Here is a 26,918-nt window from a genome sequence, read left to right as displayed (position 1 = left end):
AGGTTGAGGAAAACCGTTATGAATGAACGCATCAAGCCCATCGTCATGCCCAAATGGGGGCTCTCCATGTCGGAGGGCAAGGTGACCGGCTGGCTGAAGCCCGCCGGCACCGCCATCTCAGCCGGCGACGAGGTGGTGGAGGTGGAAACCGACAAGATCGCCGGCGTGGTGGAGGCCCATGAACCGGGCCTTCTGCGGCGGGTGCTGGGCGAGCCCGGCACCATCTATCCGGTCAAGGCCCTCATCGGCGTCATCGCCGATGAGGAGGTGCCGGACGACGAGATCGACGCCTTCGTCGCCCAATACGCCACGCAGGCCGCCGCGGAGGCGGAGGAGGAGGCGGGGCCGCGCTATGAGTTCGTGGACACCCCCGCCGGCCGCCTGCGCTATGCCCGGCGGGGCGAGAGCGGGCCGGATGTGATCCTCATCCACGGCTTCGGCGGGGATTTGGACAACTGGCTCTTCAATATCGACGCGCTGGCCGAAAAGGCCCGCGTGACCGCTTTGGACCTGCCCGGCCACGGCCAGTCGGACAAGAATGTGACGGACCCTTCGCTGAAGGGGCTCTCGGCCGCCGTGCTCGGCTTCATGGATACGCTCGGCATCGAAAAGGCCCATCTGGTGGGCCATTCCATGGGCGGGGCGGTGGCCGCGAAGATAGCCCTGGATGCGCCCGCCCGGGTGTCCTCCCTCTCGCTCATCGGTTCGGCCGGGCTCGGGCCGGAGATCAATTCCGGCTATACGGACGGCTTCGTGGCGGCGTCCTCCCGCCGCGACCTCAAGCCCGTGCTGGAGCAGCTCTTCCACGATCCGGCCACCGTCACCCGGCAATTGGTGGATGACCTCCTGAAATACAAGCGCCTGGACGGGGTGGGCGGTGCGCTCACCGCCGTGTCGGGCGCGCTCTTTGCCGGCGGGCGGCAAGCGGAGGTGCTCGCCGATGCTCTGGCCGCCGCCTCCGTGCCGGTTCTGGTGGTGTTCGGGGAGACCGACCAGGTGATCCCCGCCGCCCATGCCAGCGCCCTGTCCCGCGCCACCGTCGAGGTGATCCCTGAGGCCGGTCACATGGTGCAGATGGAAAAGGCCGGCCGGGTCAATGAGCTGATCCTCGCCCGCATCGCCTGAGACCCAACCATCCCGAAAACATCCCGCCGCCGCCCCGCGCGGACGGCGAAGGAGGACCCATGCCCAATCTCAAGGACAAGAGCATCGTCATCACCGGCGCCACCGGCGGCATCGGCGCTGCCATCGCCCGGGCGCTCGCCGCCGATGGCGCCGCCATCACGGTGGCCGACCTCTCCCAGGAGGCGGCGGACAAGGGGGCGGCCGCCATCACAGCCGCCGGCGGCACGGCCATCGGCGTCGCCGTGGACGTGCGCCAGCGCGACCAGGTGCGCGCCATGCTGGACAAGGCGGCGAACACTTTCGGCCGGGTGGACGTGGTGTTCAACAATGCCGGCGTCGCCCAGACCCGGCCTTTCCTCTCCATCACCGAGGAGGACTGGCGCTTCGTCACGGACGTGAACGCGCTCGGCGTGCTCATCGGCATGCAGGAGGCCATCAAGACCTTCCGGCGCCAGGCGGAAGCGGGGCACGGCGGCGGCAAGATCATCAACACCGCCTCCATCGCCGCCAAGCAGGGCTATGAGCCGCTGGCCCATTATTGCGCCTCCAAGTTCGCGGTGGTGGCCATGACCCAGGCGGCGGCCCGCGCCTTCGGCAAGGAGGGCATCACCGCCAATTGCTTCTGCCCCGGCGTGGTCGCCACCCCCATGTGGGAGGTGATCGACAAGGGCTTTCGCGACGAGAAGCTCACCACCAAGGAGAACGAGGCCTTCGACAGCTTCGCCGCCACCGCCGTGCTGGGGCGCGCCTCGCAGCCGGGCGATCTCGTGGGCGTCGCCCGCTATCTCGCCTCCTCCGATTCCGACTTCATGACCGGCCAGTCCCTGATGGTGGACGGCGGCATGGTCTTCATCTGAGGGCGCGACCATGGCCTCGACCGACACCTTGCCCGATCAGCTGAAAGACATGCACCGGCGCTTCACGGCGCTGGCCAAGGCCGCCCCTGGCCCCATGGGCGCCTTCCGATCGCTGATGATGGAAGCCTCCAAGCCCGGCGCGCTGCCGGCTGCCACCAAGGAATTGGTGGCGGTGGCGCTCGCCGTCCACCAGGGCTGCGCCGACTGCATCCTGTTCCATGTCTCCAACGCCAAGGCCCATGGCGCCGGTCGGCAGGAACTGGTGGAGGTGCTCGCCGTGGCGCTGGAAATGGGCGGCGGCCCCTCCGCCGTCTATGCCAGCCGGGCCCTGGAAGCCTTCGACACGCTCCCCTGACGGCGCGTTCCGCCCGCCGGCTCCGTGCCGGCGGGCGCTGCGGCCCGTCTTATCCCCTTGCGACCTGGAGTGTCCCCATGAAAGCCGCCCGCTTCCACGGCAAGCGCGATGTCCGCGTGGAGGAAGTCCCGACCCCTCAGGCCTCCGACCTTGCCCCCAACCAGGTGCTGGTGAAGAACCGCTTCTGCGGCATTTGCGGCACCGACCTGCACGAATATGCCGCCGGCCCCATCTTCATCCCCACCGAGCCCCATCCTTATACGGGTGCCAGCCTGCCGCAGGTGCTGGGCCATGAATATGGCGGGTCCGTCGTGGCGGTGGGTTCGGCGGTGACCAACGTCGCGCCCGGCGACCGGGTCTCCATCCAGCCCCTCATCTCCCCGCGCGATGATCATTACGGCAAGCGCGGGCTCTACCAGCTCTCGGACAAGCTCGCCATTGTCGGCCTCATGTGGCCCTGGGGCGGCATGGCCGAATATTCCATCGTCAATGATTACAACGTGTTCGCCATGCCCGACAGCGTGTCGGACGCGCAGGCCGCGCTCATCGAGCCCACCGCCGTGGTGGTCTATGCGGCCGAGCGAGGCGGCGTGCGGCCGGGTTCGTCCGTTCTGGTGACCGGCGCCGGCCCCATCGGCCAATTGCAGATCCTCGCCGCCCGCGCGGCGGGCGCCACCACCATTTTCCTCTCCGACACCAATGACAACCGCCTCGCCATGGCCCGCAAGGTGCTGCCGGATGTCATCACCCTCAACCCCAAGAAAGAGAACGTGGTGGAGGCCATCCGCGACCAGACGGAAGGCCATGTGGGCGTGGACGTGGCGCTGGAATGCGTGGGCGCGGAAGCCGCCACCGCCACCTGCATCGAGGCGGTGCGCCGTCAGGGCGTGGTGGTGCAGGTGGGGCTCCATGTGGGCAAGCCGGCGGTGGACGGGTTCACCTTGACCTTCAAGGACATCGATCTGCGCGGCTCGTGGTGTTACCCGACCCTCATCTGGCCCCGCGTGGCGGCCCTCATCGGCTCCGGCCTGCTGCCGGCCGAAAAGGTCGTCACCCGCCGCATCCGCCTCGACGATGTGGTGGGGGAAGGGTTCGAGCAGCTTCTGAGCCCGGCGGGGACGGAGCTGAAGATCCTCATCGACCTGGCGTGAGGGCAGTGCCGGTCGGGCCGTCCAGAGGGGCGGCCCCACCGGTGTTGTGGCATGACCTGTTCTTACATATGTTCTGACGTGACGCCTGCGGGCTGTTGCGGAGGCACGGGACATGGTCGCGTTGAAGCTCAGCAAGATGGGCAATTCGGTGGGCGCCATCCTGCCCAAGGAGGTGCTCGCCCGCCTGAAGGTGGGGCAGGGCGACACCCTCTATCTGACCGAGGAGCCGGACGGCTATCGCCTGACCCCCTATGAGCCCGAATTCGAAGCGCAGATGGAAGAGGCGCGGCGCATCATGAAGAAGCGCCGCAACGTCCTGCGCGAGCTTGCCAAGTGACGCCCAGCGCCCAGCCGCGCTGGATTCCCAAGGCGGTCGTGCTCGCCATTCATGACGAGCAACTGGCCGAGCATGGCGGCGGGCGCGGCCTGCGCGACGACGGCCTCCTGGAAGCCGCCCTCGCGCGCCCGCGCAACCTGTTCCATTACGGCGATGCGCCCGACCTTGCCGCGCTCGCGGCCGCCTATGCCTATGGCCTGGCCAAGGACCATCCCTTCATCGACGGCAACAAGCGCACGTCCTTCGTGGTGTGCGAGCTTTTCCTGGCGCTCAACGGGCAGGAATTGGGCCTGGATGATGCAGAGGCGGTCGCCACCTGGCTGACGCTGGCCTCGGGCGGGATGACGGAAGCGGAACTGGCGGAGCTGGTCAGGAGCCCTCTGCCGGCAGGGGCGTAAGAGCTTCGCGCGCCAGGATTCTGGCCGCCGCAGTCGCCCGCGCGCACGGCGGGGCCGCTGGGGTGTCCCGCCAGGACGGGGGCGGGGAGGGGGCGTCTCTCAGACGCAGCCAACAGCCTCGGTCAGGACACCTGGCAAGTAAGATGATACATGACGTGGTGTGCGGCCAGGGAGCGAATGGGGCTTGCGTCCGCGTCGTCCGGGCCATGGCCATCGGGCGCCCCGCGCGCTGCGCCGTGGCGCATTCCGAAGACAACGCCGAAGAGAACCCCGACGAGGAAGATCATGATTCGGATCCTTGCAGGCCTTGCCCTCCTGGTCCTCACGACACCGGCCTTCGCGCTCTCCAACGCCGAGTTGCTGCAGTCGTTCAATGATACGGCGCGCGCGGCCTATGCCGCCGGCAAGGCGGAAATGCTGGCCAAGAAAGGGCCGGTTATCATTGTCGGTCGGGACTTGGCCTTGCTTACCCAAGGCCGGGAGGTGCATGCGGACTATACGCCCGCCAGCTACACCACTCAGAAGACCATCTCCCATCTGGCGCTCGGCACGATCGCGCTGCTGGAGGCGTTTGCCGACGATCCCGCGGGCACGGCCGATAAGTGGCGGCCGCACCTGGAAAAGCTGCAGGCGCAAGTGAAGGCGATGGACCCCATTGTCGGCACGCTGGGCCTGGATGAGGATGGCGTGGCGCGCGCCAAGTTCGTGCTGGCCAGAGGCGGCGCCTTTATCGCGGCCACCCTGGCGGCAGGCAGCTATAGCCCCGATGGCCTCAAGGCCATGGCGCGAGACCTCGCCCCCATCTTGCTCGCCAGCGCCGCTTCCGCCGCGCGCGCGCAGATCGACATGATCCATGCGGTGGTTCAGGGCTGGCGCGCCCAGATGTCGGATGACGAATGGAAGCGTGTGCGCGTCTTCGTCCTCGGTCCGCGAATGCCGCGTGCCGCCAATCTTCAGTTTTCCTATTTCCGTTTTGCCCTGGGCGAAGACGCGGTGGACACGCGTTTGATCTATGCCGAGAACGTCTTCGATCAGCCGGGTGCCCTGAGCCTGCTGGGGACGATCCTCACCGACAGGACGCTGGCGAAGATCACCTTCGACGACGAAATGCGAATGGACCGCGATCTCTTGGGCGATGCCGCAGAAGCCTATTTGCTGGAGATCTTCGGCAAGCTGGGCCGGGCGCGACCGTGAGCGGCCCGGCCATGGGCCCCTGTCGGTGCACCAAAACAACGATAATTTCAGCGAAGATCTGGCGCGCCCTAGGGGAGTCGAACCCCTCTCTCCACCGTGAAAGGGTGGCGTCCTAACCGATAGACGAAGGGCGCGGACAGGGTGGCCCTTATAGGGGGAGGCCCGGCGGCAGGCAAGCCCATGGGCCAGGGAAATTGGAGAGGGCTGTGGAGATCTCACGCCAGCCCTTGCCGCGCAAGGGTTTCGGCGGCCCGGCTTTCGCTTCGCGTGCCGCGCTTCCCGCATCGCCCCGAGGGGAGCGCGCGGCGCCTGCTGGGTCCCCGCTCCCCAGCACCGGTGGCGCGGGGGAGCGGGCGGGGTTTGCCACCTTCAGGGCTTGCGGCCGTTCCGGCCATCTTGGGAGCGCTCACGCTCGGGGCGGGGCGTTGCCACCTTCGGGTTTTTGCCACGGTCGGTGGTGTTTACCGCAGGGTTGTTCATCGCCTTCCGGCATTCACCGCCCCCGGGCATTCGGCGCATTGCGATGCCCACCACCTCCCGGCGTTCACCACCTTCCGGCGGATCACCACTTGCCGGTGTTCGGCATGCTGGCCCAGGGCTCCTCGGGGGCCTTGGCGCCGCCCTTCTGGAGCAGCTCGATGGAGATGTTGTCGGGGGAGCGCACAAAGGCCATGTAGCCGTCGCGGGGCGGGCGGTTGATGGTGACGCCTTCGGCCTGGAGCTTGGCGCAGGTGGCGTAGATGTCGTCCACCTCGAACGCCAGATGGCCGAAATTGCGGCCCTCGCCATAGGCTTCCGCGTCCCAATTATAGGTCAGCTCCACCTCGGCGATGCCCTCCTGGCCGGGGGCAGCGAGGAAGACAAGGGTGTAGCGGCCCTGGGGAACCTCCTTGCGGCGCACCTCCGTCAGCCCCAATTTATTGCAGTAGAAGTCCAGGGATTGATCGATGTCCGTGACACGGACCATGGTGTGCAGAAAGCGCATGTCAGCTCCTGGATGGGGTCCCGGCGGCCCGCGCGCGGCGCGGGACCGGACGAGGGGGAACGTATGAACTTGGCGCCCGATCTCAAGACCGCGCAGAGCGAACTGGCCCATTTAATCTCCGCCGCCCGCCATCCCGTGGCCTTCACGGGGGCCGGCATTTCCACCGAGTGCGGCATCCCCGACTTCCGCTCCCCCGGCGGATTGTGGACGCAGAACAAGCCCATCCCGTTCGACGTGTTCGTCGCCCACAAGGCGGCGCGCGACGAGGCGTGGCGGCGCAAGTTCGCCATGGACGAGGCCTTCGCCCAGGCGCGCCCCGGGCGCGGCCATCGGGCGTTGGCGCGGCTGATGGAGCGCGGGCGCCTGTGGGCGGTCATCACCCAGAACATCGACAATCTCCACCAGGACTCCGGCATTCCCGATGCGGCGCTGGTGGAACTGCACGGCAACACCACTTATGCCACCTGCCTGGATTGCGGCGTGCGCTACTCCCTCGACTGGGTGCGCGCCCGCTTCCAGGCCTCGGGCGGCAGCGCGCCCGATTGCGAGGCCTGCGACGGGCCGGTGAAGACGGCCACCATTTCCTTCGGCCAGGCCATGCCGGAGGCGGAGATGGCGCGGGCCGATGCCTTCACCCTGGCGGCCGACCTGTTCATTGTCATCGGCTCGTCACTGGTGGTCTATCCCGCCGCCGGCTTCCCGCTGAAAGCCAAGCGCAACGGCGCGCGGCTCGTCATCCTCAACCGCGAGCCCACGGATTTCGACGACATTGCCGACCTCGTCATCCGCCAGGAGATCGGCGATGTGCTCGCCCCGTTTGCGGGGGAGGCGGCCTTCGCCGCCTGAGGGGCGGGGCAGGGCGGTCCGGCACTCCGGTGCCGCTGCGGCATTCATGCTCAACAAAGCAGCATGGAGGGGCGAATTTCGGCCCGGAAAAGGCTGTGCGCTGACGCAGGGGATGTTATCCTATGGTTTGTAGCCTTTGAATCGGGTCCGCGTGCGTAGGGTCAGGTCAGATGGGGTCTCACGGACGAGGGATCGAACCGGCCGGTGCCGGGTCTTCCGGCGATCTGGCGGGGACGCCCGGCATGGCCGCTGCGACGCGATCTCAGACGCCCCGCGTCGGGGGCGCGACCGAGGGCCGCGCCGGCGGGGCGCCGCCGGAAGGTGCAAGGCCCGGTGAGGCGCCCGTGAGCGATCAGACACCCGAAAGCCAGGACCCGGTGGGCCTGACCGAGATCGCCGGCACCATCAAATGGTTCGACGTGGCCAAGGGCTACGGCTTCATCGTGCCCGATGGCGGCGGCGCGGACGTGCTGGTGCATGTGACCTGCCTCCGGCGCGACGGCTTCCAGACCGCCATCGAGGGCGCCCGCATCGTCTGCGAGGCGGTGCAGCGGGCCAAGGGGATGCAGGCTTTCCGCGTCCTGTCGCTGGACCTGTCCACGGCGGTGCCGGTGACCATTCCCGCGCCCACCCGCGTGCGCGCCACCATCGCTCCCACCGGCGGCTTCGAGACGGCCACCGTGAAATGGTTCAACCGCCTGCGCGGCTTCGGCTTCCTCACCCAGGGCGAGGCCACCCCCGACATTTTCGTCCATATGGAGACGCTGCGCCGCAACGGCCTGACCGAGCTGCGTCCCGGCCAGCAGGTTCTGGTGCGCTTCGGCGACACCCCCAAGGGCCGCATGGCCACCGATGTGAAGGCCGAGGACGGGCTACCGGGGGCGCATTGAAGACGCCCGCGGGGCGCCGGACGGTGGTCCGCCCGGGAATTGCAGGCCTCTCCCTGGCCCCCCTCTCGTCCACTCAGCCCGGTTCCCAGATGGGGGGATGTCCGATCGCGTTCCGCAGGGCTTTGGTGAAGGCACTCACCTTTGCACTGGGCTGCGGCAGGGCGCGCAGGAGGTAGATGCCGGTGGGCTCGGCGTTCCACGTCTCGCCCTCCAGCGGCAAGCGCACGAGTTTCCCGGCCCTCACATCGGGCCCCACAACCCAGCTGGGCAGCAGCGCGATCCCCAGGGCCGCCTCGGCGGCGGCGCGCTGGACCTCGAAATCGTCCGAGCGGAAGGCCACCACGCCCTTGCCGCTTTCGCCGGCCGGACAGCCGATCACATGGCGCCATCCGAGAAGATCGGCCCCGTGCAGCTTGTCGATGAGGCGATGGGAGGACAGGTCGGCCGGGACCTTCGGCTCGCCCGCCTGCGCCAGATAGGCCGGGCTCGCCACCAGCAGGCGGTGCAGCGGCGCGAGCTTGGTGGCGATCAGCGTGCTGTCGGCCAGCGCGCCCATGCGCACCACCACATCGAGGCGCTCCAGCACCGGATCGGCCAGCAGTTCCGTCAGGTCGAGCTCGACCTTGAGCGCGCGATGCTCGGCCTGCAGCGCGGCGATGACCGGCAACACATAGCGCCGGCCAAAGGTGGGGAAACAGGCGATCCGCAGCGTGCCGGACACGGACCCTTCGAAGGCCGCCACTTCCGCATGGGTGTCCGCCAGCTGATCCAGGAGCGGCTGCGCCTTGTCGTGCAGGCGGCGGCCGGCATCGGTCAACACCAGAGCGCGGGTGGACCGGATCAACAGGGCGACGCCCAGATCCGCCTCCAGGGCATCGATATGGCGGATCACCGCCGAAGGGGTCATGGCGCGCTTGCGGGCGGCCGCGGAGAAGCTGCCGGCCCGCACCACATCCACGAAGGTGGAGAGGTGTTCGGCGAAGTGAGGTCTCATCTTTGCGCCCCTGGCAAAGCCGTTTGCGGAGGAATACGGCTTATCCTTCTCCGGCAGTAGAAGCATTAAATCATTTCAGAACCGCAGGCATCTGCCATGTGTCTGGGGTCGCAGGTAGCTATGAACCCGTGCACTGACGCTGCGTTTCTGGTGGTGATGTCTGCAGAAATTATACTTTGATGTGGGTTTCTATACGGTGAAATCAGCATCAAAATGTGAAGTATTATATAAATAAAAGATACGGTCTTCTATTGTTCATCGGAGGGCGGAGGGAACGTCTTTCACGTCAGGGCGATCGCTGAAGATCGATCACACGCAATGGCATGAAGGCGCCGCTGGCCCGCGTCCCCGAACGCTCAACATCTGGCAGCCAAGCTCTTCAGGCAAAAGGGATCATCATGAAAATCCTCACCGACAAACTCCTCTCACAGTCCGCCTATTCCGCCGAGATCGACGTGGCCCTGGAGAAGGTCGACATCGCCGAATGGCTGTTCACCTTGCCGGAGGCGGAATATCTGCGCTGCTGCCCGCCCGACCATATCGGCTCCGGCGTGACCACCACCGATGATGGCCGGCGCATGGTCATCAATGTGGAGATGATCGGCACCGGGCTGGTCATCCAGCACTACGTGGCCGAGGAGGCGACGGCGACCTATTGCCGGATGAACTCCATCTCGGACGTGTTCACGCCGGTGGGCCGCACGCAGGTCAACGTGATCTGGGAACTCATGGCCGAGCCGGGCGAGAACGGGCGCACCCGCTACACCAACCGGGTCACCTCCCACCCCACCGATGTGTTCATGGCGTTCCTCGCCGCGCACAACCAGACCTTCGAGCAGGCGGCGGCGGCCCGGCAGGAGGCCGGCGGCGACCATAACCGTCGCGAAACCCCGCTGTTCGCCGCCAGCATCGCCCGCCGCGCGCTCGGCAAGGCCAATGTGACATGAGGGCGATCACCTATGCGGACTTCGGCACGGCCGACGTCCTGCGCCTTGCCGACGTGCCCATGCCGCAGCCCCGCCCGACCGATCTCCTGGTCAGGGTGATGGCGGCCGGTGTCAATCGTGCGGACCTGCTCCAAAGGCAGGGCCGCTACGGGAGCCAGCATTACGGCGAGAGCGAGCTGCTGGGCCTGGAAGTGGCCGGCGAGGTGGCCGCCGTGGGCAGCGCGGTCACCGACATGCGACCGGGCGACCGCGTCATGGCCATCGTCGGTGGTGGCGCCTATGCCGAATATGCCCGTGTGGACCGGGGCATGGCCGTCCACATTCCCGAACCCCTGGCCTATGTGGAGGCGGCGGCGGTGATGGAATCCTTCGTCACCGCATGGGAAGCGGTGGTGCATCTCGGCGGCGCGCAGGAGGGCACGGCCGTGCTCATCCATGCCGCCGCCGGCGGCGTCGGCTCTGCCGCGGTGGAGATCGCCCACGCCCTCGGCGCCCGGGTCTTCGCCACCGCCAATGCCGAGCGCCGCCCGGATGTCCTGCGCCTCGGCGCGGAAGCGGTGTTCGACTATCGGTCGGAGGATTTCGAGCAGGGCACGCGCGAGGCCACCCAGGGGCGTGGCGTGGATGTGATCGTCGACTTCATCGGCGGTGACTATCTTGCCCGCAATCTGCGCAGCCTGGCCCCCGGCGGGCGCCTGGTGCAGGTGGGCCTGCTGGGCGGGCAGGACCGGGCGGAGATCCCGCTGGGACTCCTTCTGCACCATCATCTGCGCCTCATCGGGACGGTGATGAAGTCCCGCAGCGGCGAGGAGAAGCGGGCCATGGTCCGCCGCTTCGCCGAAGGGGCGCTGCCCCTGTTCGCCGATGGCCAGCTGAAGCCGATCGTCGGCAAGGTCTTCCCGCTCGCGGAGGCCGCCGACGCCCATCGCGCCATGGAAGCCGGCGGCGGCTTCGGCAAGATCGTGCTTCAGGTGCATTCGTGACCTCCGGCGGCCGCGGCTCCCCTTGAGCCTTGGCCGGTCGGACGGGGGGCAAAGGCGCCGTGGCCGCGGGACCCCCTGCGGCTGGGCGCCGGGGTGAGGGGCGCCCGTCGCCCGCCGCCCGTCGCGCGTCGCCCGTCCTGCCCCTTGGTGATCCCCAGCGCCCCCTGGCCGGACGGCGGCGGGTGCTGTAAGGCGGAGGCGAATGCTCGTCTTTCGAGGTCCGCTCATGTCCGTCTCGACCTTGGCCCTGCGCCCGAGCCTGCGCGGTGCGCGCCGTCCGGCCGCCCGCCGCCTCGCCGCTTTCCCCGATCGCTCCCTTTTGGCCTTTGCCGCCTGGCTCTGCCTGATGCTGGCGGTGCTCGCCGGCCCGGTGGCGGCGGCGCAGCTCGATCCCCTGGAGATCGCCACCCGCAAGGGCGTGGTGGTGCTGGAGGTGGAAATGGCGCGCACCGAGCAGCAGCGCACCACTGGCCTTATGTACCGGAAGGAACTGCCGGAGCGGCAGGGCATGCTGTTCGATTTCGGCGTCGACCAGCCGGTCTATATGTGGATGAAGAACACCTACATCCCCCTCGACATGCTGTTCATCCGCGCCGACGGCTCCATCGCCCGCATCGCCGCCATGACCACTCCTTTGTCGGAAGCCACCATCTCCTCCGGCGAGCCGGTGCGCGCGGTGCTGGAAATCTCCGGCGGGGCGGCGCAGCGGCTTGGCATCGCCGTCGGCGACAAGGTCTCCACCAGCCTGTTCGGCAGCAAATAGCGTCGGCACGCCGGCGCGAGGCCCGTCTCGATCAAGGCGCGGGCCGCGCCATGCGGGCAAGGTGACCAAAGGTCAGGGGAGCAGGCGGGCCGGGCGATGCATAATGCCATGTGGCTGAAGGACGTGCTCGTCTATCTGGTGGCGGCGGGCATCCTGATCCCTCTGTTCCACCGCGCGCGGGTGAGCGCCGTGGTGGGCTTCATCGCGCTCGGCGCCCTGCTCGGGCCGCACGGCCTTGGCCAATGGGCGGGGCAGGCGCCGGCCCTGTCCTACCTGACCATCACCGACCAGCACCGCGCGGCCCAGTTCGGCGAACTGGGCGTCATCTTCCTCCTGTTCCTGCTGGGCCTGGAATTTTCGGCCGAAAAGCTGTGGGCGCTGCGGCGCGAGGTGTTCGGGCTCGGCCTGTTGCAGGTGGTCTTCTGCGGGGCGGTGCTGGCGGCGGGGCTCGCCCTGTGCGGGCTGCCCACCGATCTGGCGCTGGTGACAGGGGTGGCGCTCGCCATGTCCTCCACCGCCTTGGTGATGCAGATCCTGGCCTCCCAGCGCCGCGCCACCGCGCCCATCGGCCAGACCGCTTTGGCCATCCTGCTGTTCCAGGACCTCGCCGTGGTGGCGGTGCTGCTGGCGGCCGAGCTGATTGGCGGGCCGGTGCAGAATCTGGCGCTGGTGGTGGGCCTCGCGCTGGTGAAGGCGGTGGCGGCGGTGGCCATCATCCTGCTGGCGGGACGCTTCGTGCTGGCCCCGCTGGTGGGGGCCGCCGCCCGCACCGGGGCGCGCGACCTGCTGATGGCGGTGACCCTGGTGGTGGTGGCCGGCACGGCCGGCCTTACCCAGGCGGCGGGCCTCTCCGCCGCGCTCGGCGCCTTCCTGTCCGGCATGATGCTGTCCGGCACCATCTACCAGCACCAGATCTCGGTGGATCTGGAGCCCTTCAAGGGGCTGCTGATCGGCGTTTTCTTCGTCTCGGTGGGCATGGGGGTGGACCTGTCCGCCATCCTGCCGGTGCTGCATTGGGTGCTGGCGGCGGCGGCGGGGATCATCCTCGCCAAGTTCGTGGCCACCTATCTGGCCGCCCGCCTGCTGAAGGTGGAGGTGCCGCTGGCCGGCGAGCTGGCGCTGCTTCTGTCACAGACGGGGGAGTTTGCCTTCGTGGTGCTGGGCCTGCTGCAGGCGCGGGGACAGCTGGAGGGGCGGGAGGCCGGCTTCATCGTGGCGGTGGTGACGCTCACCCTGGTGCTGACGCCGCTTCTGGCGCGGGCGGGGCGGGCGGTGCGCGGGGTGCTGGAGCGGGCGCGGCAGGATGCGCAGGATTTCGCGGTGCCGGAGGATGGGCATGTGGTGATCGGCGGCTTCGGCCGGGTCGGGCGCATCGTCGCCGAAAGCCTGGAGCGGCAAGGGGTGCCCTTCGTGGCGCTGGATGCGGATGCGGGCCGGGTGCGGGGCGAGCAGGCCGCCGGACGGCAGGTGTTTCTGGGCGATGCCAGCCGGCCGGAGATTCTCGCCCGCGTGGCGCTGGAGCGGGCGCGGGCGGTGGTGGTGACGCTGGACGAGGCCCATGCGGCGGAAGGCATGGTGCGCGCCGCTTTGCACCTGAACCCGGATGCCCTGGTGCTGGCGCGGGTGAAGGATGCCGCCCATGCCCGGCGCCTGGCGGCTCTTGGCGCCCGCGACGTGATCCCCGAGGCGGTGGAGGCGAGCCTGCACCTGGCCGGGCTCCTGCTGCGCAATCTCGGCCTCTCGGAGGAGGCGGTGGCCATCCATCTGGACGAGGCCCGCGCCCGCGAGCGCGGCCGCCTCACCGAAGGCGGCTGAGGCGCCGCCGCCGAGGTTGTGGCCCGCCGGCTTTCCTGACACTTTCCGCCCCATCACCAACGAGACGAGAGCATGGCCTTGGTCGACGCCCCATCTGCCCGTGAGGTCGAAGCGGGCGCGCCGGAGCCGGCATCGCCCGGGCGCGACCATGGCGGCGATCTGGACGCGGCCATCGCCACCTATGGCGGGGCGGCGGGCGACTGGATCGACCTGTCCACCGGCATCAATGGACAGCCCTATCCCGTGCCGCCGCTGCCGGAGGCGGCCTGGACGCGCCTGCCCACCCGCGCCGACATGGACCGGCTGAAGGCGGCGGCCGCCGCGGCCTATGGCACCGCCGCTCCGCTTCTGCCGCTGGCGGGGGCGCAGGCGGCCATTCAGCTCGTGCCGCTGCTGGCGCCGCCCGGCATCGCGGCGGTGCGCGGGCCCACCTATAACGAGCACGCCGCCGCCCTGCGGGCGCGGGGCTGGCAGGTGCGGGAGGCGGAGCGGCTGGAGGATCTGGCCGGCGCGGACCTTGCCGTGGTGGTGAACCCCAACAATCCCGATGGTCGCCTTTACGGGCGGGAGGACCTGCTGGCGCTGGCCGGCCGGGTGGGGCGCCTGGTGGTGGACGAGAGCTTCATGGACCCGACCCCGGAGCATTCCCTCGCCCCCCTGGCGGACCGGCCGGGGCTGCTGGTGCTGCGCTCCTTCGGCAAATTCTATGGCCTGGCGGGCCTGCGGCTGGGCTTCGTGGTGGGCCATGGAGCCGATGTCGCCCGCCTCGCTGATCTCGCCGGCCCCTGGCCGGTCTCGGGCGCGGCCATCGCTATCGCCAGCCGGGCGCTGGCGGACCAAGCCTGGGCCGGCGCCACCATGGCCCGCCTCAGGGCCGAGGCGGGGGAGCTGGACCGCCTCGCCGCCGCCGCCGGCTGGCGCGGCGCGGGGGGCACGGACCTCTTCCGCCTCTATGCCTGCGCCGACGCCGGCGCCGCCCGTCGGCATCTGGCGCAGGCGCACATCTGGGTGCGCATCTTCCCCTGGTCGCCCCATCTGGTGCGCCTGGGCCTGCCCGGTTGCCCGGCCCATTGGCAGCGCCTGGCCCAGACCCTCGCCCCGGCTCTTGCTCCAACCCTCGGGTCGTCCTTGGCGGCGGCGCCCTGAAGCCCCAGGCAAGCTTGGCGGGACAAACGCGCCCGGCGCCGTCTTGTTCCGCGAAAGAAGCGAAAAGACGCTAAAAAAGACCACAAAAATTCGTGCATTGCCGAGGCCAAGTCGGGCGATTACACGTTAGAGCTGTGTCACCTTCACACTCGGCTGCCTTTCTTCTATGCGTATCCTTTCGTGCTTGACGGCAGAGCACAATCCCTGGCTGGTCGTCCTCTCGCTCCTGGTGTGCCTCGCTGGCAGTGCGATCGCCATCCAGCTGTTCCGCAGGGCGCGGCGACGGCAGGGGCGGCAGAGGCTCGGCTGGATCTTCATCGCCGCCGTCTCGGCGGGCTGCGCGGTCTGGTGCACCCATTTCGTCGCCATGCTGGCCTATCGCAACGACGTGCCCGCGGCCTACGATCCCTTCCACACCCTGCTCTCTCTGTTCCTCGTCATCGGCAGCACGGCGGTGGCCTTCCACCTTTTGCCCGAGCGCCTCGGCGGGCGCCACCAGGGGCGCCATGTGCTGGCCTGGTTCCTGGCCGGGGTGACGCTCGGGGCGGGCATTGCGGGCATGCATTATGTGGGCATGACCGCCTATGAGGTGCAGGGCCTGCTCATCTGGAACCGGCCCTATGTGATCGCGTCCGTGGGGCTTGCCATCGTCTTTGCGCTGGCCTGCCTTGCCCTTGAGGTGGGCGGGCGGCCGCGCCTTGCCCTTGGCGCCTTCGTCCTGTGCATCGTCTCGCTGCACTTCACCGGCATGTCGGGGCTGACCTTGGTGCCGTTCGGCGACGTGGAGAGCGGCCAGACGGACACCGGCCAGCTGGCGGTCGTGCTGACTTTCGGTGTGCTGCTGATCGCCGCGACCGGCGGGGTCAGCGCCATGATCGATTCCGATGCCAATTCCCAGGCGCTGGAGGCGCTGCGGCGGCTGGCACTGGTGGACGGGCTCACCGACCTGCCGAACCGCAACAGCCTCGCCGTCCACCTGGAGAAGGACCTTGCCCGCGCCCGGGGGCGGGGCGCGAGTCTCGCCGTGGTGACCTTCGACTTCGACCGGCTGAAGGCGGTGAACGGGGTTCACGGCCACCAGGGCGGCGATGCCCTGTTGCGCGAAGCCGCGCGGCGCATGCAGGCCATGCTCGGCACGGGGGAGTTCCTGGCGCGCATGGGCAGCGACGAGTTCGTGGCCACCAAGCTGTTCTTCGAGCGCAAGCAGGTGGAGGATTTCATCCGGCGCCTTCAGCGGGGCATCGAGGCGCCCGTCCGGGTGGGAGGGCTGGAGGTGATGCCCCAGGCGAGCTTCGGCGTCGCCCTGTTCCCGCGGGATGGGGACGATGCGGCTCAACTGCTGGGCAATGCGGACCTGGCGCTTCTGCGCGCCAAGGGGCGCCCCGGCCGGGGGGTGAGCTGGTATGAGCCGGGCATGGACGAGGCGGCCCGGGCCCGGCGGGATCTGGTGCACGAGCTGCGCCGCGCCCTCCGGCAAGACCAATTCGAGCTGCATTACCAGGTGCAGGTGGCTCTCGACCGGCCAGCCGCCGCCGGTCCCCCGACCGAAGTGGCGGGTGGACCTGCTGGGGTGCTGGGCTATGAGGCGCTGCTGCGCTGGCGCCATCCCTTGCGCGGCTTCATCTCCCCGGCCGATTTCATCCCCGTGGCGGAGGAAAGCGGCCTCATCATCCCAATCGGGGAATGGGTGCTGCGCACCGCCTGCCGCCATGCGGCGGCTTGGCCGACCGCGGCCAGCGTGGCGGTCAACGTGTCCGCGCTGCAGATCCTGCAGGGCGACCTGCCCGCCCTCCTGGCCCGCGTGCTGGAGGAGACCGGCCTTGCGCCCGATCGCCTGGAGCTGGAAGTCACCGAGACCATGCTCATCTCCGACCGGCAGAGGTGTCTGGACGTGCTCACCGCCATCCGCGCGCTGGGCGTGACGGTGGCCATGGACGATTTCGGTACCGGCTATTCCTCGCTCGATACGCTGCGGGCCTTTCCGTTCCATCGCATCAAGCTGGACCGCCTGTTCCTGCGCGACATCGCCGGCAGCACGGACGGGCTGGCCATCCTGCGGGCGGTGCTGACGCTCGGCCGCGCCCTCCACATGCGGGTTCTGGTGGAAGGGGTGGAGACGCTGGCGCAGCTTGACGTTCTGCGCGCCGAGGGCTGCACCGAGGTCCAGGGCTATCTGTTCGGCCGGCCCGCCCCCCTTGTGGATGGACGCCCGCCCGCGCCCACCCCGCCGCAGACCGGCGTCGCGGCGGCCTGAGGCGTTCGCTTACCGCGCCAGGGCCAGAAGCCCCTCCACATCCACATGCGCCTCCAGGTGTGCGGCCAGCGCATCAAGGGTGGTGTCCACCCGCGCGCCATAGGCAAGGCCGGAGGGCGCGGCGCCCAGCCCCTTCAGGAAGGCGGCGCGGAAGGCATCGTCCGTGAACATGCCGTGCAGATAGGTGCCGGTGATCCGCCCGTCGGCCGAGATGGCGCCATCCGGCGTGCCGTCGAGGTCGGCAAAGGGGCGGGCGCAATCGGGGCCCTGGGTGCGGCCCATGTGGATCTCATAGCCCGCGATGGGCAGGCCGCTCGCCAGATGGCGGGCGCTCACCCGGGTGAGGCGCTTGTCGCCGGTCATCACCGTGTCCACCTCCAAAAGGCCGAGGCCCGGCGAGGTGCCGGGCGGCCCTTCCAGGCCGTCGGGGTCGGCGATGGTGCGGCCGAGCATCTGGTAGCCGCCGCAAATGCCCAGCACCCGCCCGCCGCGCCGGGCATGGGCGAGTAGATCGATGTCCCAGCCCTGCGCCCCCAGGAAGGCAAGGTCCCCCCGCGTGGACTTGGAGCCGGGCACGATGACGAGGTCCGCATCCCCCGGAAGGGGACGGCCGGGCAGGATCATCTCCACCGCCACCCCCGCCTCCTGCTGGAGCGGATCGAGATCATCGAAATTGGCGATGCGGGACAAGGCCAGGCAGACGATCTTGACCGGCCCCCCGCCCGCCTTGCGGGCAAGGTCCAGGGCATCCTCCGCCGGCAGGTCGGATGCACCCGGAAAGAAGGGCACCACCCCGAAGCCACGCCAGCCGGTGCGCTCGGCGATGAAGGCATAGCCGTCGTCGAAGAGGCTCGGGTCGCCCCGGAACTTGTTGATGAGAAAGCCGGAAATGCGCGCGGCATCGGCCGGGTCCAGCACCGCCTTGGTGCCCACCATCTGCGCGATGACGCCGCCCCGGTCGATGTCGCCCACCAGCACCACCGGCACGCCGGCCGCTTCCGCAAAGCCCATATTGGCGATGTCGCCCTTGCGCAGGTTCACCTCCGCCGGGCTGCCCGCGCCTTCCACGATGACCAGGTCATGGTCCGCCCTGAGACGGTGGAAGCTCTCCAGGACCGAGGCCAGCAATTGCGGCTTCAGCGCCCCATAGGCCCGCGCCTTCACGGTGGCGAGGCGCCGGCCCTGGACGATCACCTGGGCGCCCACATCGGTCTCGGGCTTCAGCAGCACCGGGTTCATGTCCACCACCGGCAAAAGGCCCGCCGCCAGCGCCTGGAGCGCCTGGGCCCGGCCGATCTCGCCGCCATCCACGGTGACGGCGGCATTGTTGGACATGTTCTGCGGCTTGAACGGGGCGACCTTCAGCCCCCGCCGCCGCGCCGCCCGGCACAGGCCCGCCACCAGCAGCGACTTGCCCACATTGGAGCCGGCTCCCTGCACCATGAGGGCGCGCGCCATGGCCTTGATCCCGCTATTTAGAAATCGATGCCCGCCTGGGCCTTGATGCCCGAGCGGAAGGGGTGCTTGATCAGCGTCATCTCGGTGACGAGATCCGCCGCCTCGATCAGCTCCGGCTTGGCATTGCGGCCGGTGAGGACCACATGGGTCAAAGGCGGCTTCTCGGCCTTGAGGAAGGCCAGCACCTCGGCCAGGTCCAGATAGTCATAGCGCAGGGCGATGTTGATCTCGTCCAGCACCACCAGGCGAATGTCCGGGTCGCGGATCAGCTCCTTGCCCTTCTCCCACGCGGCGGCGGCGGCGGCGATGTCGCGCTGGCGGTCCTGCGTCTCCCAGGTGAAGCCCTCGCCCATGGCGTGGAACTGGCAGAGGTCGGCAAAGCGGGTGGTCAGGAGCCGCCGCTCGCCGGTATCCCAGGCCCCCTTGATGAACTGGACCACCGCACACGGCATGCCGTGTGCCACCGCCCGCAGCACCATTCCGAAGGCGGCGGTCGACTTTCCCTTGCCCGGCCCGGTGTGAACGATGAGGAGGCCTTTCTCACCGGTTTTTCCGGCCATGATCTTGTCGCGCGAAGCCTTGATCCGGGCCATCTTCTGGCTGTGGCGGGCATCGGCGTCGGACGTCTCGCTCATGGGCGGCCTTTCTCGGAGGGAGGGCTTTGCCCGTCTATGGCACGACCGGCCCTTGGGGGACAGGAGGAATGTTGCGGGCGCTCACGACCTCGTGTAAGCTCTGTCATGATGGTGCCGAATGTCTTGTGAAAACAAGTGTTTCGGCTAATTGGGAATGTGGTGCGGTGGCGCGTCCACCCATTCCACAGCTGCCCCCGCAACTGTAAGCGGCGAGCGACCTCGAACATATCCACTGGCAAGTGACGGCCGGGAAGGATCGAGGAAGCCGAGACCCGCGAGCCAGGAGACCAGCCATCCCAACTTGATCCGGGCGGGGTGTCCTGGAGGGCGGACGTCACGGCGCGCAATCCCGCATGCCTGGAGCCTTGCCTTCTTCCCCGCCGGCGACCGCGGAGGGCGAGGCGCATGGTGTTCCAGATCCGTCACCGACAGGCTGCGGCCTGTAATTACTCTTATTTACCAATGACTTATAATGTTGATGCCCGGCGTTGTCCCGGCGCGCGCGACGCTGTCCTGTCGTCTTTTCCGGCCCGTTGAACCCCGACATCCCGACTTCTAGGAGACCCACATGCACATGGAGCCCGGCGTCGTCGACGGCGCCAAGATCGTCCTCAGCTATGCCACCGGCGCCGCTGCCGGCGGCTATGCCCTGAAGCTTGCCGCCGACACCGCGCGGGAAGCCGGCGTCCTGCCGCTCGTCGGCCGCACCGTGCTGACCACGGCACTGGTTTTCTGCTTTTTCGAGGTGTTCCCCCATTATCCGGTGGGAGTTTCGGAAGTTCACCTCATCCTCGGCTCCACGCTGTTCCTGCTCTTCGGCGCCGCCCCCGCCGCCTTGGGCCTTGCCTTCGGCCTGCTCATCCAGGGCCTCTTCTTCGCCCCCTTCGACCTGCCGCAGTACGGCATGAACGTCACCACCCTGCTGGTGCCGCTCTTCGGCCTCTCCGCTCTGGCCCGTCGCGTCATCGCCCCGGCGACCCCCTATGTGGAGCTGAAATACGGCCAAGCCCTTGCGCTTTCGACCACTTATCAGGCTGGCGTGGTGGCGTGGGTGGCCTTCTGGTCCATCTATGGCGGCGGCCTTGCGGCGCAGAATCTGGTGGAGATCGCCCAGTTCGGCGGCGCCTACATGCTGGTGATCCTGGTGGAGCCGCTGGTGGACCTCGCGGTCCTCTTCGCCGCCAAACAGCTCCACGCCCTGACCTCGGGCCGCCTCTTCACCGCCCGCCTGCACCACGCGGCGGCGTGAGATCGCCGGCCCGGCGCGATCGCCGCCGGGCCGCCTAACCCATTGCTGGAACAGGCATGTCTGTCACGTTGAACGTCTGCATCACCTGCCGCGCCGGCGAGGTTCAGGTGGAGGGGCAGCCCTGCGCCGGCCGCCGCCTGCATGAGGCCTTGCTGCGCGAACCGTGCCCGGACGGTGTCCAGGTGGTGCCGGTTGAGTGCCTGTCCGCCTGCCCGAGGGGCGCGGCGGTGGCCTTCTCCTCTCCTGGGCGCTGGACCTATGTGTATGGCGACATGGGGGAATTGGACGCGCCCGTGCTGCTGGACGCCGCCGCCGCCTATGGCCGCACCGCCGACGGCCTGGTGCCGTGGCGGGAGCGCGCCGAGATCATCCGCAAGCGCTCCATCGCCCGCGTGCCGCCTCTTTAGGATTGATGAGTCATGACTGACCGTGCTGCCTCCGACCTTGCCAAGATCCCCGTGACGGTCATCACGGGCTTCCTGGGATCGGGCAAGACGACGCTGATCCGGCACCTCATGGCCAATGCGAACGGTCGCCGTTTCGCCATTCTGGTCAATGAGTTCGGCACGGTGGGGGTGGATGGGGAGATCCTGAAATCCTGCGCCGACGAGGCCTGTCCGGCGGAGAATATCATCGAGCTCGCCAATGGCTGCATCTGCTGCACGGTGGCCGATGACTTCGTGCCCACCATCGAGCGCCTGATGGCCCTGCCGCGCCGGCCGGACCATATCCTGATCGAGACCTCGGGCCTCGCCTTGCCCAAGCCCCTCCTGAAGGCTTTCGAGTGGCCGCCCATCCGCTCCCGCATCACGGTGGATGGCGTGATCGCCCTCGCGGATGCCGAGGCTGTGGCCGCCGGCCGCTTCGCGCCGGACGAGGAAGCCGTTGCAGCACAACGGGAAGCGGACGGCAGCATCGACCATGAGACGCCTCTGTCCGAGGTGTTCGAGGACCAACTGGCCTGCGCCGATCTCGTCCTCCTCACCAAGGCGGACCTGGCTGGCGAAGAGGGCCTCGCCGCCGCCCGTGCGGTGATCGAGCGCGAGCTGCCGCGTCCGCTGCCGCTCATTCCCGTGACGGATGGGGCCGTTGATCCCCGCATCATTCTGGGCCTCGATGCCCAGGCCGAGAACGACCTCGAAGCGCGCCCCAGCCACCATGACGGCGAGGACGAGCACGATCATGAGGACTTCGAATCGGCCGTCATCACCCTGGCGGAAATCGAGGCGCCGGAAGGCCTCGCGGAGGCCGTGCGGCGGCTGGCCCGCGAGCAGCAGGTGCTGCGGGTGAAGGGCTATGTGGCGGTGGCCGGCAAGCCCATGCGCCTCCTGGTCCAGGCGGTAGGCGAGCGGGTGCGGTGGCAATATGACCGGCCGTGGGGGGGCGAGGCGCGGGTCTCCCGCCTGGTCTGCATCGCCGAACACGACCATGTGGACCCCGCCGCCTTCGCGCGCGTGCTCGGCGGGACGCCGGTGGAGGCCTGATCGTTGCACGTCGTCTTCCGCGAGCGCCATGGGCTGGAGGAAGCCGACATTCCGCAGGATATCGGCCAGAGCCCGGCCGATCTCGTGGTCCTCTCCTTTTCCGACAGTGATCTCGGCGCCTTCGCGGCGGGATGGAAGCGGGCGGCCGGAAGCCTGCCGACGCTGCGCCTCGCGAACCTCGTCGCTTTGCGCCATCCCATCTCCGTGGACACCTATGTGGAGCGCACCCTGGCCGGCGCGCGGGGCATATTGGTGCGGCTCATCGGCGGGGAGCCCTATTGGGCCTATGGTCTCGCCAGCGTGAACCGCCTGGCGCGGGAGCGGGGGCTGGCCCTCGCCGTCCTGCCCGCGGATGGGCGTCCCGACGGGCGGCTTGATGCCCTTTCCACGGTGCCGGTGCCCTTGCTGCGTCATCTGTCCCGACTTTGCGACGCGGGCGGGGCCGTGGCGGCGCAGAAGGCGCTGGCGGTGCTGGCCGAGGCGGCGGGCCTTCCCGCCGGGCCGGTGGACGGCGCTACCGAGCTGCCGGATCAGGGCTTTTATGATCCCGACCAAGGGGTTGTGCCGGAGCCCGTCTGGGGGCCGCGCGTGGCGCTCGTCGCCTTCTACCGCTCCTATGTCACCGCCGCCGATACCGGGCCGGTGGACGCGCTGATCAGGGAATTGCGCGGCGCGGGGCTTGAGGCCATGGGCGTCTTCGCCCCCTCGCTGAAGGCGCCGGGCGTCCGGCCTTGGCTGGATGGCGTCACCGATCGGGCACGGCCTTCGGTGATCCTCAATGCCACCGCCTTCTCGGCGCTTGGCGAGGACGGCCGCGCGGCCTTCGATCGCGTCGGCTGCCCGGTCTTCCAGGTGGCGCTCTCCACCGCCCGGAAAAGGGAGTGGCGCGAGGCGGAGCGGGGCCTCTCCCCCGCCGATCTGGCCATGCACGTGGTGCTGCCGGAGGTGGATGGGCGGCTCTTTGCGGGCGTCGTCTCCTTCAAGTCGCCTGGCCGGCGGGATGAGGACCTGCAATATTCCCGCTTCTCCCACCGGGCCGATGCCGAGCGGGTGTCGGCGGCCGTGCAGCGCATCCTCGCTTGGGAAAAGCTCGCCCGCACGCCGCCAAGGGCGCGGCGGCTGGCCGTGGTGCTCTCCACCTATCCCGGTCGCGCCTTTCAGATGGCCCACGCGGTGGGGCTCGACACGCTCGCCTCCACGCGGGCGTTGCTCGATGACCTTGCAGTCGCAGGCTATGCCGCCGCCCAGCCCGTGCAGCCTCTGGAGCACCTGGCGGACGCGGACCTGAGCTGGCCGGTCTCGGCGTATCGGGACGCCCTGGCCTGCCTGCCCGAACCGTTGCGCGAGAGCCTCGCGGCCGCTTGGGGGGAGCCGGAGGACGACCCGGCGGTACACGACGGCGCCTTCCACTTCCGTGCCATGAAGGCCGGCGAGATGCTGGTCGCCCTCCAGCCGGAACGCGGGACCGTTGCCTCACGGGAGGGCGACTATCACGATTTGAGCCGCACCCCGCGCCATGCCTATGTGGCCTTCTATCTGTGGCTGCGGTCGCTCGGCCTTCATGCCCTCATTCATATGGGCGCGCACGGCACGCTGGAATGGCTGCCGGGCAAGGCGGTGGCGCTGTCGTCTGGCTGCTGGCCGGAGGCGCTGACCGGGGCAATGCCGGTCATCTATCCCTTCATTGTCAACGATCCCGGCGAGGCCGCGCAGGCCAAGCGCCGCATCGGTGCGGTGACGCTCGGCCATCTGCCGCCCCCGCTGGTGGCGGCCGAGGTGCCCGAAGGACTCGCCCGCCTTGAGCGCCTCCTGGACGAATATGCCAATGCGGACGGCCTCGATCCCGCCCGCCGCACCCGCCTGATCGCCGATGTCCGCGAAGAGGCGCGCGCGGCCGGGGTGGAGGAAGATCTCGGCCTGCCCCCGGAAGCGAGCGCCGCGGAGGCCATCACCCGCATCGACCGCTTTGTCTGCGACATCAAGGAAAGCCAGCTGGGGCAGGGGCTCCATGTGTTCGGTCAGGGTCCGTGCGGCGCCCGGGAACGGGACGGCTTGCTGGCCGCCCTCGACGGGCGCCGGGTGGCGCCGGGACCGGCCGGCTCGCCCTATCGTGGCCGACGGGACGTGCTGCCCACGGGCCGCAATCTTTATTCGGTGGATCCCCGCGCCATTCCCACCCCCAACGCCCATGCGGCGGGCGTGAAGATGGCCGAGGAAGTGCTGCGCCGGCATTTGCAGGACCATGGCGACTGGCCGCGCGGGCTGGTGGTGGACCTCTGGGGCTCGGCCACCATGCGCACGGCAGGCGAGGACTTCGCCATGGCGCTGCATTTGGCTGGCGTGAAGCCGGTCTGGGACCATGGCAGCGGCCGGGTGACGGGTTTCGAGATTCTCGCGCCCGCTTTGCTGGGGCGGCCGCGCATTGCGGTCACGCTGCGCATATCGGGCCTGTTCCGCGATGTGTTTCCAGGTCTCGGCCAGCTGTTCCAGGCGGCGACCGAGGCCCTGGCGGAGCGGGACGAGCCCGGCGACGAGAACCCCTATGGCAAGGGCGAGCCCCGCGTCTTCTGCCCCCGTCCGGGCCAGTATGGCGCCGGCATGGACCTGAGGTTCGGGGATTTTTCGGACGAGGCCCGTGCGGCGGCAGGGGAGGCCTGGCTGAAGGCGTCGTCCTATGCCCTCGGCCGCGACGGCGTCGCCACCGCGGATCGCGCGGCCCTGGAGCGGCGCGTCCTGTCCTCGAATGCCTTTGTTCATGCGCAGGATCTGCCGGAAACCGACCTGCTCCTGGCCGCCGACTATGCCGTCCATGAAGCCGGATTTGCGGCCGCCGTGGCCCGGCTTTCCGACGGCGCGGCCAAACCGGCGCTCTATCACCTGGACGCCACCCGGCCCGAGACGCCCCGCGCCCGCTCCCTCGCCGAGGAGGTGGCCCGCGTGGTGCGCGCTCGGGCCGCCAACCCGGCCTGGGCGAATGGCATGATGGCGCACGGCTTCCGCGGAGCGGCGGAGATCGCGGCCACACTTGACCATATGGCTGCTTTCGCTCATCTGGCCGGGGTCGTACCTTCCCATCTGTTCGATCTCTACCACGAGGCCACCCTTGGCCGCCCCGAAGTGACTGCGTTCATGGCCCGCGAGAACCCCGCCGCCCTTGATGCCCTGCGCGCGCTCTTCCTGCGCCTGCGGGATGCGGGCGTGTGGACGACGCGCCGCAATTCCATCGCCGCCAGCCTGGAGGCGACGCCGTGAGCGCGGCCTTCGAGATCAAGGGCTGGTGCCCTGGCGCGCTGCGCCCCATGGAGAGCGGCGACGGCCTCGTTGTGCGGGTGCGGCCCCATGGCGGATGCCTGTCGCCCGCCGAGGCACTGGCCATCGCGGAAGGCGCCCGGCTTCATGGGAATGGCCTGATCGACCTCACCTCCCGTGCCAATTTCCAGATCCGAGGCGTACGGCCCGAGGGACATCTGCCGCTTCTACAGGCCCTTGCGGTGCATGGTCTCATCGATGGCGACCCGGCCTTCGAGGCGCGCCGGAACATCATCGTCACGCCCCTGGGGGCGGGCGAGTCGCGGGCCGAGACGCTGGAGATGGCCCGCCGGCTGGAGGCGGGTCTGTCGACCGGGCCGGATCTTCCCGGCAAGTTCGGCTTTGCGGTGGACACCGGCCCCGCGCGCGTCCTCGCCACGGCGCCCGCCGACATTCGCATCGAACGGGACGAGGCTGGCCGGCTTCTGGTGCGGCCGGACGGCGCGCCGACCGGGCTTTCCGCCGATGCCTCCGCCGCCGCTGATCTTGCCTTGCGCATGGCCCGCTGGTTCGTGGCGAGCGGTGGCGTGGTGGAGGGACGCGGGCGCATGGCGCGGCATCTGGCAGCCGGCGCGCGGCTGGATCCGGCGCTTTCCGGCCATGCGCGGCCGGCCGAGGCCACTGTGCCCACGGTCGGCCCCCGCGCCGAGGGCGTCCTGGTGGGTGCTGCCTTCGGGCAGTTGGAGGCGCAGGCCCTCGCCGCCCTGGCGGGCCTCGGGCGGGAGATCCGGGTCACGCCCTGGCGGATGCTGCTGGTGGTCGGGCCGCAGGATGTTCCCGCCGTTGCGGGCCTCACCCTTCTGCCCGGCGATCCTCTTCTCGCGGTGAGCGCCTGTTCCGGCGCGCCCGCCTGTCCCCAGGCCCTTGCCCCGACCCGCGATTTCGCCCGCCATCTGGCGCCGTTCATCCCGCCGGGGCGCCACCTGCACGTTTCCGGCTGCGCCAAGGGTTGCGCCCGTCAAGGGGCGTCCGATGTCACCCTTTGCGCGACCTCATCCGGCTTTGACCTCATCCTGAAGGGCACAGCCCGCGACGTGCCGGCGAGGTTCGCCCTGAGCGAAGCCGGGATCCGCGCCAACCCCCAATCCGTGTTCGAGCCCGCCTGATGCCGCACCTTTATGAAACCGACGGGGCGCGCATCTACGCCCGGTCCTTCGCCATCATCCGGGCCGAGGCGGAGCTGGCGCGCTTCTCGCCTGCCGAGGAGCCGGTGGCGGTGCGGATGATCCATGCGGCGGGGCTGGTGGAGCTTGCCCCCTTCATCCGCTTCACCCCGAGCTTCGCGCAGGACGCGCGGGCGGCGCTGGAAGCCGGCGCGCCCATCCTGTGCGATGCCCGCATGGTGTCGGAGGGCATCACCCGCGCCCGCCTGCCCCGAGGCAACGAGATCATCTGCACCCTGCACGATCCAAGTGTGCCCGATCTCGCCCGGACGATGTCCACCACCCGCAGCGCCGCTGCCCTCGAATTGTGGCGGCCGAGGCTGGAAGGGGCGGTGGTGGCCATCGGCAATGCGCCCACCGCGCTGTTCCACCTCTTGAACATGCTGGAAGATCCCGCCTGCCCGCGACCGGCCGCCATCATCGGCTGCCCGGTGGGGTTTGTGGGGGCGGCGGAATCCAAGGCCGCGCTCATGGCCGCCCCGCCCGTGCCGGCGCTGATCGTGGAGGGGCGCCTGGGTGGGTCGGCCATCACGGTGGCGGCGGTCAATGCGCTTGCCAGCGCCAGGGAATAGGAGGGCGG

General features: G+C 69.3%; 25 protein-coding genes, 1 tRNA gene and 1 riboswitch. Of the genes, 21 read left to right on the top strand and 5 right to left on the bottom strand.

Annotated elements, in window-relative coordinates; genetic code table 11:
- The first annotated feature begins 18 nt into the window (after positions 1-18).
- The 7 genes from ACT54L_RS07110 (at position 19) to ACT54L_RS07080 (ending at position 5,417) form a co-directional block, all read left to right on the top strand.
- A complete protein-coding gene (locus ACT54L_RS07110) occupies positions 19-1,125 on the top strand; it encodes an acetoin dehydrogenase dihydrolipoyllysine-residue acetyltransferase subunit (protein WP_476084842.1) in 1,107 nt (368 codons plus the stop codon).
- 59 nt (positions 1,126-1,184) lie between these two features.
- Positions 1,185-1,982: a glucose 1-dehydrogenase gene (locus tag ACT54L_RS07105; RefSeq protein WP_476084841.1), complete on the top strand. Its 798-nt coding sequence runs from the start codon at positions 1,185-1,187 to the stop codon at positions 1,980-1,982.
- A gap of 10 nt (positions 1,983-1,992) precedes the next feature.
- Positions 1,993-2,337 (top strand): carboxymuconolactone decarboxylase family protein, encoded by a 345-nt coding sequence (locus ACT54L_RS07100; protein WP_476084840.1) that lies wholly within the window; start codon positions 1,993-1,995, stop codon positions 2,335-2,337.
- 77 nt (positions 2,338-2,414) lie between these two features.
- Complete coding sequence (locus tag ACT54L_RS07095; RefSeq protein ID WP_476084839.1) at positions 2,415-3,488, top strand: 2,3-butanediol dehydrogenase; 1,074 nt, start codon at positions 2,415-2,417, stop codon at positions 3,486-3,488.
- Positions 3,489-3,600: 112 nt separating this feature from the next.
- Positions 3,601-3,825, top strand: coding sequence for an AbrB/MazE/SpoVT family DNA-binding domain-containing protein (locus tag ACT54L_RS07090; protein WP_209104771.1), 225 nt, complete (start codon positions 3,601-3,603; stop codon positions 3,823-3,825).
- On the top strand, positions 3,822-4,223 hold the full coding sequence (locus ACT54L_RS07085) for a type II toxin-antitoxin system death-on-curing family toxin (RefSeq protein WP_476084838.1): 402 nt from the start codon (positions 3,822-3,824) through the stop codon (positions 4,221-4,223). The genes ACT54L_RS07090 and ACT54L_RS07085 overlap by 4 nt, the downstream gene beginning before the upstream one ends.
- A gap of 177 nt (positions 4,224-4,400) precedes the next feature.
- Positions 4,401-5,417 (top strand): hypothetical protein, encoded by a 1,017-nt coding sequence (locus tag ACT54L_RS07080; protein WP_476084837.1) that lies wholly within the window; start codon positions 4,401-4,403, stop codon positions 5,415-5,417.
- A 59-nt stretch (positions 5,418-5,476) separates the two neighbouring features.
- On the opposite strand, the gene ACT54L_RS07075 is transcribed toward ACT54L_RS07080, so the two are convergent.
- Positions 5,477-5,551: transfer RNA gene (locus tag ACT54L_RS07075), tRNA-Glu, on the bottom strand.
- A 428-nt stretch (positions 5,552-5,979) separates the two neighbouring features.
- Positions 5,980-6,402: a VOC family protein gene (locus ACT54L_RS07070; protein ID WP_476084836.1), complete on the bottom strand. Its 423-nt coding sequence runs from the start codon at positions 6,400-6,402 to the stop codon at positions 5,980-5,982.
- Positions 6,403-6,465: 63 nt separating this feature from the next.
- On the opposite strand from ACT54L_RS07070, the gene ACT54L_RS07065 reads away from it, so the two are divergent.
- The gene (locus tag ACT54L_RS07065) at positions 6,466-7,248 is read left to right on the top strand and encodes an SIR2 family NAD-dependent protein deacylase (protein WP_476084835.1); all 783 of its coding nucleotides are present in this window, start codon (positions 6,466-6,468) and stop codon (positions 7,246-7,248) included.
- Positions 7,249-7,490: 242 nt separating this feature from the next.
- Positions 7,491-8,138: a cold-shock protein gene (locus ACT54L_RS07060; protein WP_476084834.1), complete on the top strand. Its 648-nt coding sequence runs from the start codon at positions 7,491-7,493 to the stop codon at positions 8,136-8,138.
- 73 nt (positions 8,139-8,211) lie between these two features.
- On the opposite strand, the gene ACT54L_RS07055 is transcribed toward ACT54L_RS07060, so the two are convergent.
- Positions 8,212-9,132, bottom strand: a complete 921-nt coding sequence (locus ACT54L_RS07055; protein ID WP_476084833.1) for a LysR family transcriptional regulator — start codon at positions 9,130-9,132, stop codon at positions 8,212-8,214.
- Between the two features lie 398 nt (positions 9,133-9,530).
- Here ACT54L_RS07055 and ACT54L_RS07050 point away from each other — a divergent pair, with 398 nt between their 5' ends.
- The 6 genes from ACT54L_RS07050 to ACT54L_RS07025 all read left to right on the top strand — a co-directional run bounded on the left by ACT54L_RS07050 (position 9,531) and on the right by ACT54L_RS07025 (position 17,040).
- On the top strand, positions 9,531-10,079 hold the full coding sequence (locus ACT54L_RS07050) for a hypothetical protein (RefSeq protein ID WP_476084832.1): 549 nt from the start codon (positions 9,531-9,533) through the stop codon (positions 10,077-10,079).
- The gene (locus ACT54L_RS07045; protein WP_476084831.1) at positions 10,076-11,062 is read left to right on the top strand and encodes an NAD(P)H-quinone oxidoreductase; all 987 of its coding nucleotides are present in this window, start codon (positions 10,076-10,078) and stop codon (positions 11,060-11,062) included. The genes ACT54L_RS07050 and ACT54L_RS07045 overlap by 4 nt, the downstream gene beginning before the upstream one ends.
- A 346-nt stretch (positions 11,063-11,408) precedes the next feature.
- Positions 11,409-11,825 carry a DUF192 domain-containing protein gene (locus ACT54L_RS07040; protein WP_476085179.1) on the top strand — a complete coding sequence of 139 codons (417 nt, stop codon included), beginning with the start codon at positions 11,409-11,411 and terminating at the stop codon, positions 11,823-11,825.
- A 96-nt stretch (positions 11,826-11,921) separates the two neighbouring features.
- Positions 11,922-13,640 carry a cation:proton antiporter domain-containing protein gene (locus ACT54L_RS07035; protein WP_476084830.1) on the top strand — a complete coding sequence of 573 codons (1,719 nt, stop codon included), beginning with the start codon at positions 11,922-11,924 and terminating at the stop codon, positions 13,638-13,640.
- 72 nt (positions 13,641-13,712) lie between these two features.
- A complete protein-coding gene (cobD, locus tag ACT54L_RS07030; protein ID WP_476084829.1) occupies positions 13,713-14,786 on the top strand; it encodes a threonine-phosphate decarboxylase CobD in 1,074 nt (357 codons plus the stop codon).
- Between the two features lie 166 nt (positions 14,787-14,952).
- Positions 14,953-17,040 (top strand): putative bifunctional diguanylate cyclase/phosphodiesterase, encoded by a 2,088-nt coding sequence (locus tag ACT54L_RS07025; protein WP_476084828.1) that lies wholly within the window; start codon positions 14,953-14,955, stop codon positions 17,038-17,040.
- Between the two features lie 9 nt (positions 17,041-17,049).
- On the opposite strand, the gene ACT54L_RS07020 is transcribed toward ACT54L_RS07025, so the two are convergent.
- Together ACT54L_RS07020 and cobO are read right to left on the bottom strand one after the other, a co-directional pair.
- Complete coding sequence (locus tag ACT54L_RS07020; RefSeq protein ID WP_476084827.1) at positions 17,050-18,498, bottom strand: cobyric acid synthase; 1,449 nt, start codon at positions 18,496-18,498, stop codon at positions 17,050-17,052.
- A gap of 17 nt (positions 18,499-18,515) precedes the next feature.
- Positions 18,516-19,133, bottom strand: coding sequence for a cob(I)yrinic acid a,c-diamide adenosyltransferase (gene cobO, locus ACT54L_RS07015; protein WP_476084826.1), 618 nt, complete (start codon positions 19,131-19,133; stop codon positions 18,516-18,518).
- Between the two features lie 92 nt (positions 19,134-19,225).
- A riboswitch (cobalamin riboswitch) is annotated at positions 19,226-19,443 on the top strand.
- A 258-nt stretch (positions 19,444-19,701) separates the two neighbouring features.
- On the opposite strand from cobO, the gene ACT54L_RS07010 reads away from it, so the two are divergent.
- The 6 genes from ACT54L_RS07010 to ACT54L_RS06985 are packed head-to-tail and all read left to right on the top strand — an operon-like array spanning position 19,702 to position 26,910.
- Positions 19,702-20,382 carry an energy-coupling factor ABC transporter permease gene (locus ACT54L_RS07010; protein ID WP_476084825.1) on the top strand — a complete coding sequence of 227 codons (681 nt, stop codon included), beginning with the start codon at positions 19,702-19,704 and terminating at the stop codon, positions 20,380-20,382.
- A gap of 56 nt (positions 20,383-20,438) precedes the next feature.
- Entirely contained in the window at positions 20,439-20,789 is a 351-nt protein-coding gene (locus ACT54L_RS07005) for a DUF1636 family protein (RefSeq protein WP_476084823.1), read from the top strand.
- Positions 20,790-20,801: 12 nt separating this feature from the next.
- The gene (cobW, locus tag ACT54L_RS07000; RefSeq protein WP_476084822.1) at positions 20,802-21,866 is read left to right on the top strand and encodes a cobalamin biosynthesis protein CobW; all 1,065 of its coding nucleotides are present in this window, start codon (positions 20,802-20,804) and stop codon (positions 21,864-21,866) included.
- Between the two features lie 3 nt (positions 21,867-21,869).
- Positions 21,870-25,118, top strand: a complete 3,249-nt coding sequence (gene cobN / locus ACT54L_RS06995) for a cobaltochelatase subunit CobN (protein WP_476084821.1) — start codon at positions 21,870-21,872, stop codon at positions 25,116-25,118.
- Positions 25,115-26,281 (top strand): precorrin-3B synthase, encoded by a 1,167-nt coding sequence (gene cobG / locus ACT54L_RS06990; protein ID WP_476084820.1) that lies wholly within the window; start codon positions 25,115-25,117, stop codon positions 26,279-26,281. The genes cobN and cobG overlap by 4 nt, the downstream gene beginning before the upstream one ends.
- Entirely contained in the window at positions 26,281-26,910 is a 630-nt protein-coding gene (locus ACT54L_RS06985) for a precorrin-8X methylmutase (RefSeq protein ID WP_476084819.1), read from the top strand. The genes cobG and ACT54L_RS06985 overlap by 1 nt, the downstream gene beginning before the upstream one ends.
- Positions 26,911-26,918: the final 8 nt, after the last annotated feature.

Source organism: Aquabacter sp. DMC10, from assembly GCF_056314145.1.
The sequence above is the reverse complement of the archived record's forward strand: the minus strand, read 5'-3'. Positions and strand labels throughout refer to the sequence as shown.

Bases quoted from the DNA above. Each gene is read 5' to 3' on its own strand.
- ACT54L_RS07110 (WP_476084842.1), top strand. From the start codon at position 19: ATGAATGAACGCATCAAGCCCATCGTCATGCCCAAATGGGGGCTCTCC.
- ACT54L_RS07105 (WP_476084841.1), top strand. From the start codon at position 1,185: ATGCCCAATCTCAAGGACAAGAGCATCGTCATCACCGGCGCCACCGGC.
- ACT54L_RS07100 (WP_476084840.1), top strand. From the start codon at position 1,993: ATGGCCTCGACCGACACCTTGCCCGATCAGCTGAAAGACATGCACCGG.
- ACT54L_RS07095 (WP_476084839.1), top strand. From the start codon at position 2,415: ATGAAAGCCGCCCGCTTCCACGGCAAGCGCGATGTCCGCGTGGAGGAA.
- ACT54L_RS07090 (WP_209104771.1), top strand. From the start codon at position 3,601: ATGGTCGCGTTGAAGCTCAGCAAGATGGGCAATTCGGTGGGCGCCATC.
- ACT54L_RS07080 (WP_476084837.1), top strand. From the start codon at position 4,401: ATGGGGCTTGCGTCCGCGTCGTCCGGGCCATGGCCATCGGGCGCCCCG.
- ACT54L_RS07070 (WP_476084836.1), bottom strand. From the start codon at position 6,402: ATGCGCTTTCTGCACACCATGGTCCGTGTCACGGACATCGATCAATCC.
- ACT54L_RS07065 (WP_476084835.1), top strand. From the start codon at position 6,466: ATGAACTTGGCGCCCGATCTCAAGACCGCGCAGAGCGAACTGGCCCAT.
- ACT54L_RS07060 (WP_476084834.1), top strand. From the start codon at position 7,491: ATGGCCGCTGCGACGCGATCTCAGACGCCCCGCGTCGGGGGCGCGACC.
- ACT54L_RS07055 (WP_476084833.1), bottom strand. From the start codon at position 9,132: ATGAGACCTCACTTCGCCGAACACCTCTCCACCTTCGTGGATGTGGTG.
- ACT54L_RS07050 (WP_476084832.1), top strand. From the start codon at position 9,531: ATGAAAATCCTCACCGACAAACTCCTCTCACAGTCCGCCTATTCCGCC.
- ACT54L_RS07045 (WP_476084831.1), top strand. From the start codon at position 10,076: ATGAGGGCGATCACCTATGCGGACTTCGGCACGGCCGACGTCCTGCGC.
- ACT54L_RS07040 (WP_476085179.1), top strand. From the start codon at position 11,409: ATGCTGGCGGTGCTCGCCGGCCCGGTGGCGGCGGCGCAGCTCGATCCC.
- ACT54L_RS07035 (WP_476084830.1), top strand. From the start codon at position 11,922: ATGCATAATGCCATGTGGCTGAAGGACGTGCTCGTCTATCTGGTGGCG.
- cobD (WP_476084829.1), top strand. From the start codon at position 13,713: ATGGCCTTGGTCGACGCCCCATCTGCCCGTGAGGTCGAAGCGGGCGCG.
- ACT54L_RS07025 (WP_476084828.1), top strand. From the start codon at position 14,953: ATGCGTATCCTTTCGTGCTTGACGGCAGAGCACAATCCCTGGCTGGTC.
- ACT54L_RS07020 (WP_476084827.1), bottom strand. From the start codon at position 18,498: ATGGCGCGCGCCCTCATGGTGCAGGGAGCCGGCTCCAATGTGGGCAAG.
- cobO (WP_476084826.1), bottom strand. From the start codon at position 19,133: ATGAGCGAGACGTCCGACGCCGATGCCCGCCACAGCCAGAAGATGGCC.
- ACT54L_RS07010 (WP_476084825.1), top strand. From the start codon at position 19,702: ATGCACATGGAGCCCGGCGTCGTCGACGGCGCCAAGATCGTCCTCAGC.
- ACT54L_RS07005 (WP_476084823.1), top strand. From the start codon at position 20,439: ATGTCTGTCACGTTGAACGTCTGCATCACCTGCCGCGCCGGCGAGGTT.
- cobW (WP_476084822.1), top strand. From the start codon at position 20,802: ATGACTGACCGTGCTGCCTCCGACCTTGCCAAGATCCCCGTGACGGTC.
- ACT54L_RS06985 (WP_476084819.1), top strand. From the start codon at position 26,281: ATGCCGCACCTTTATGAAACCGACGGGGCGCGCATCTACGCCCGGTCC.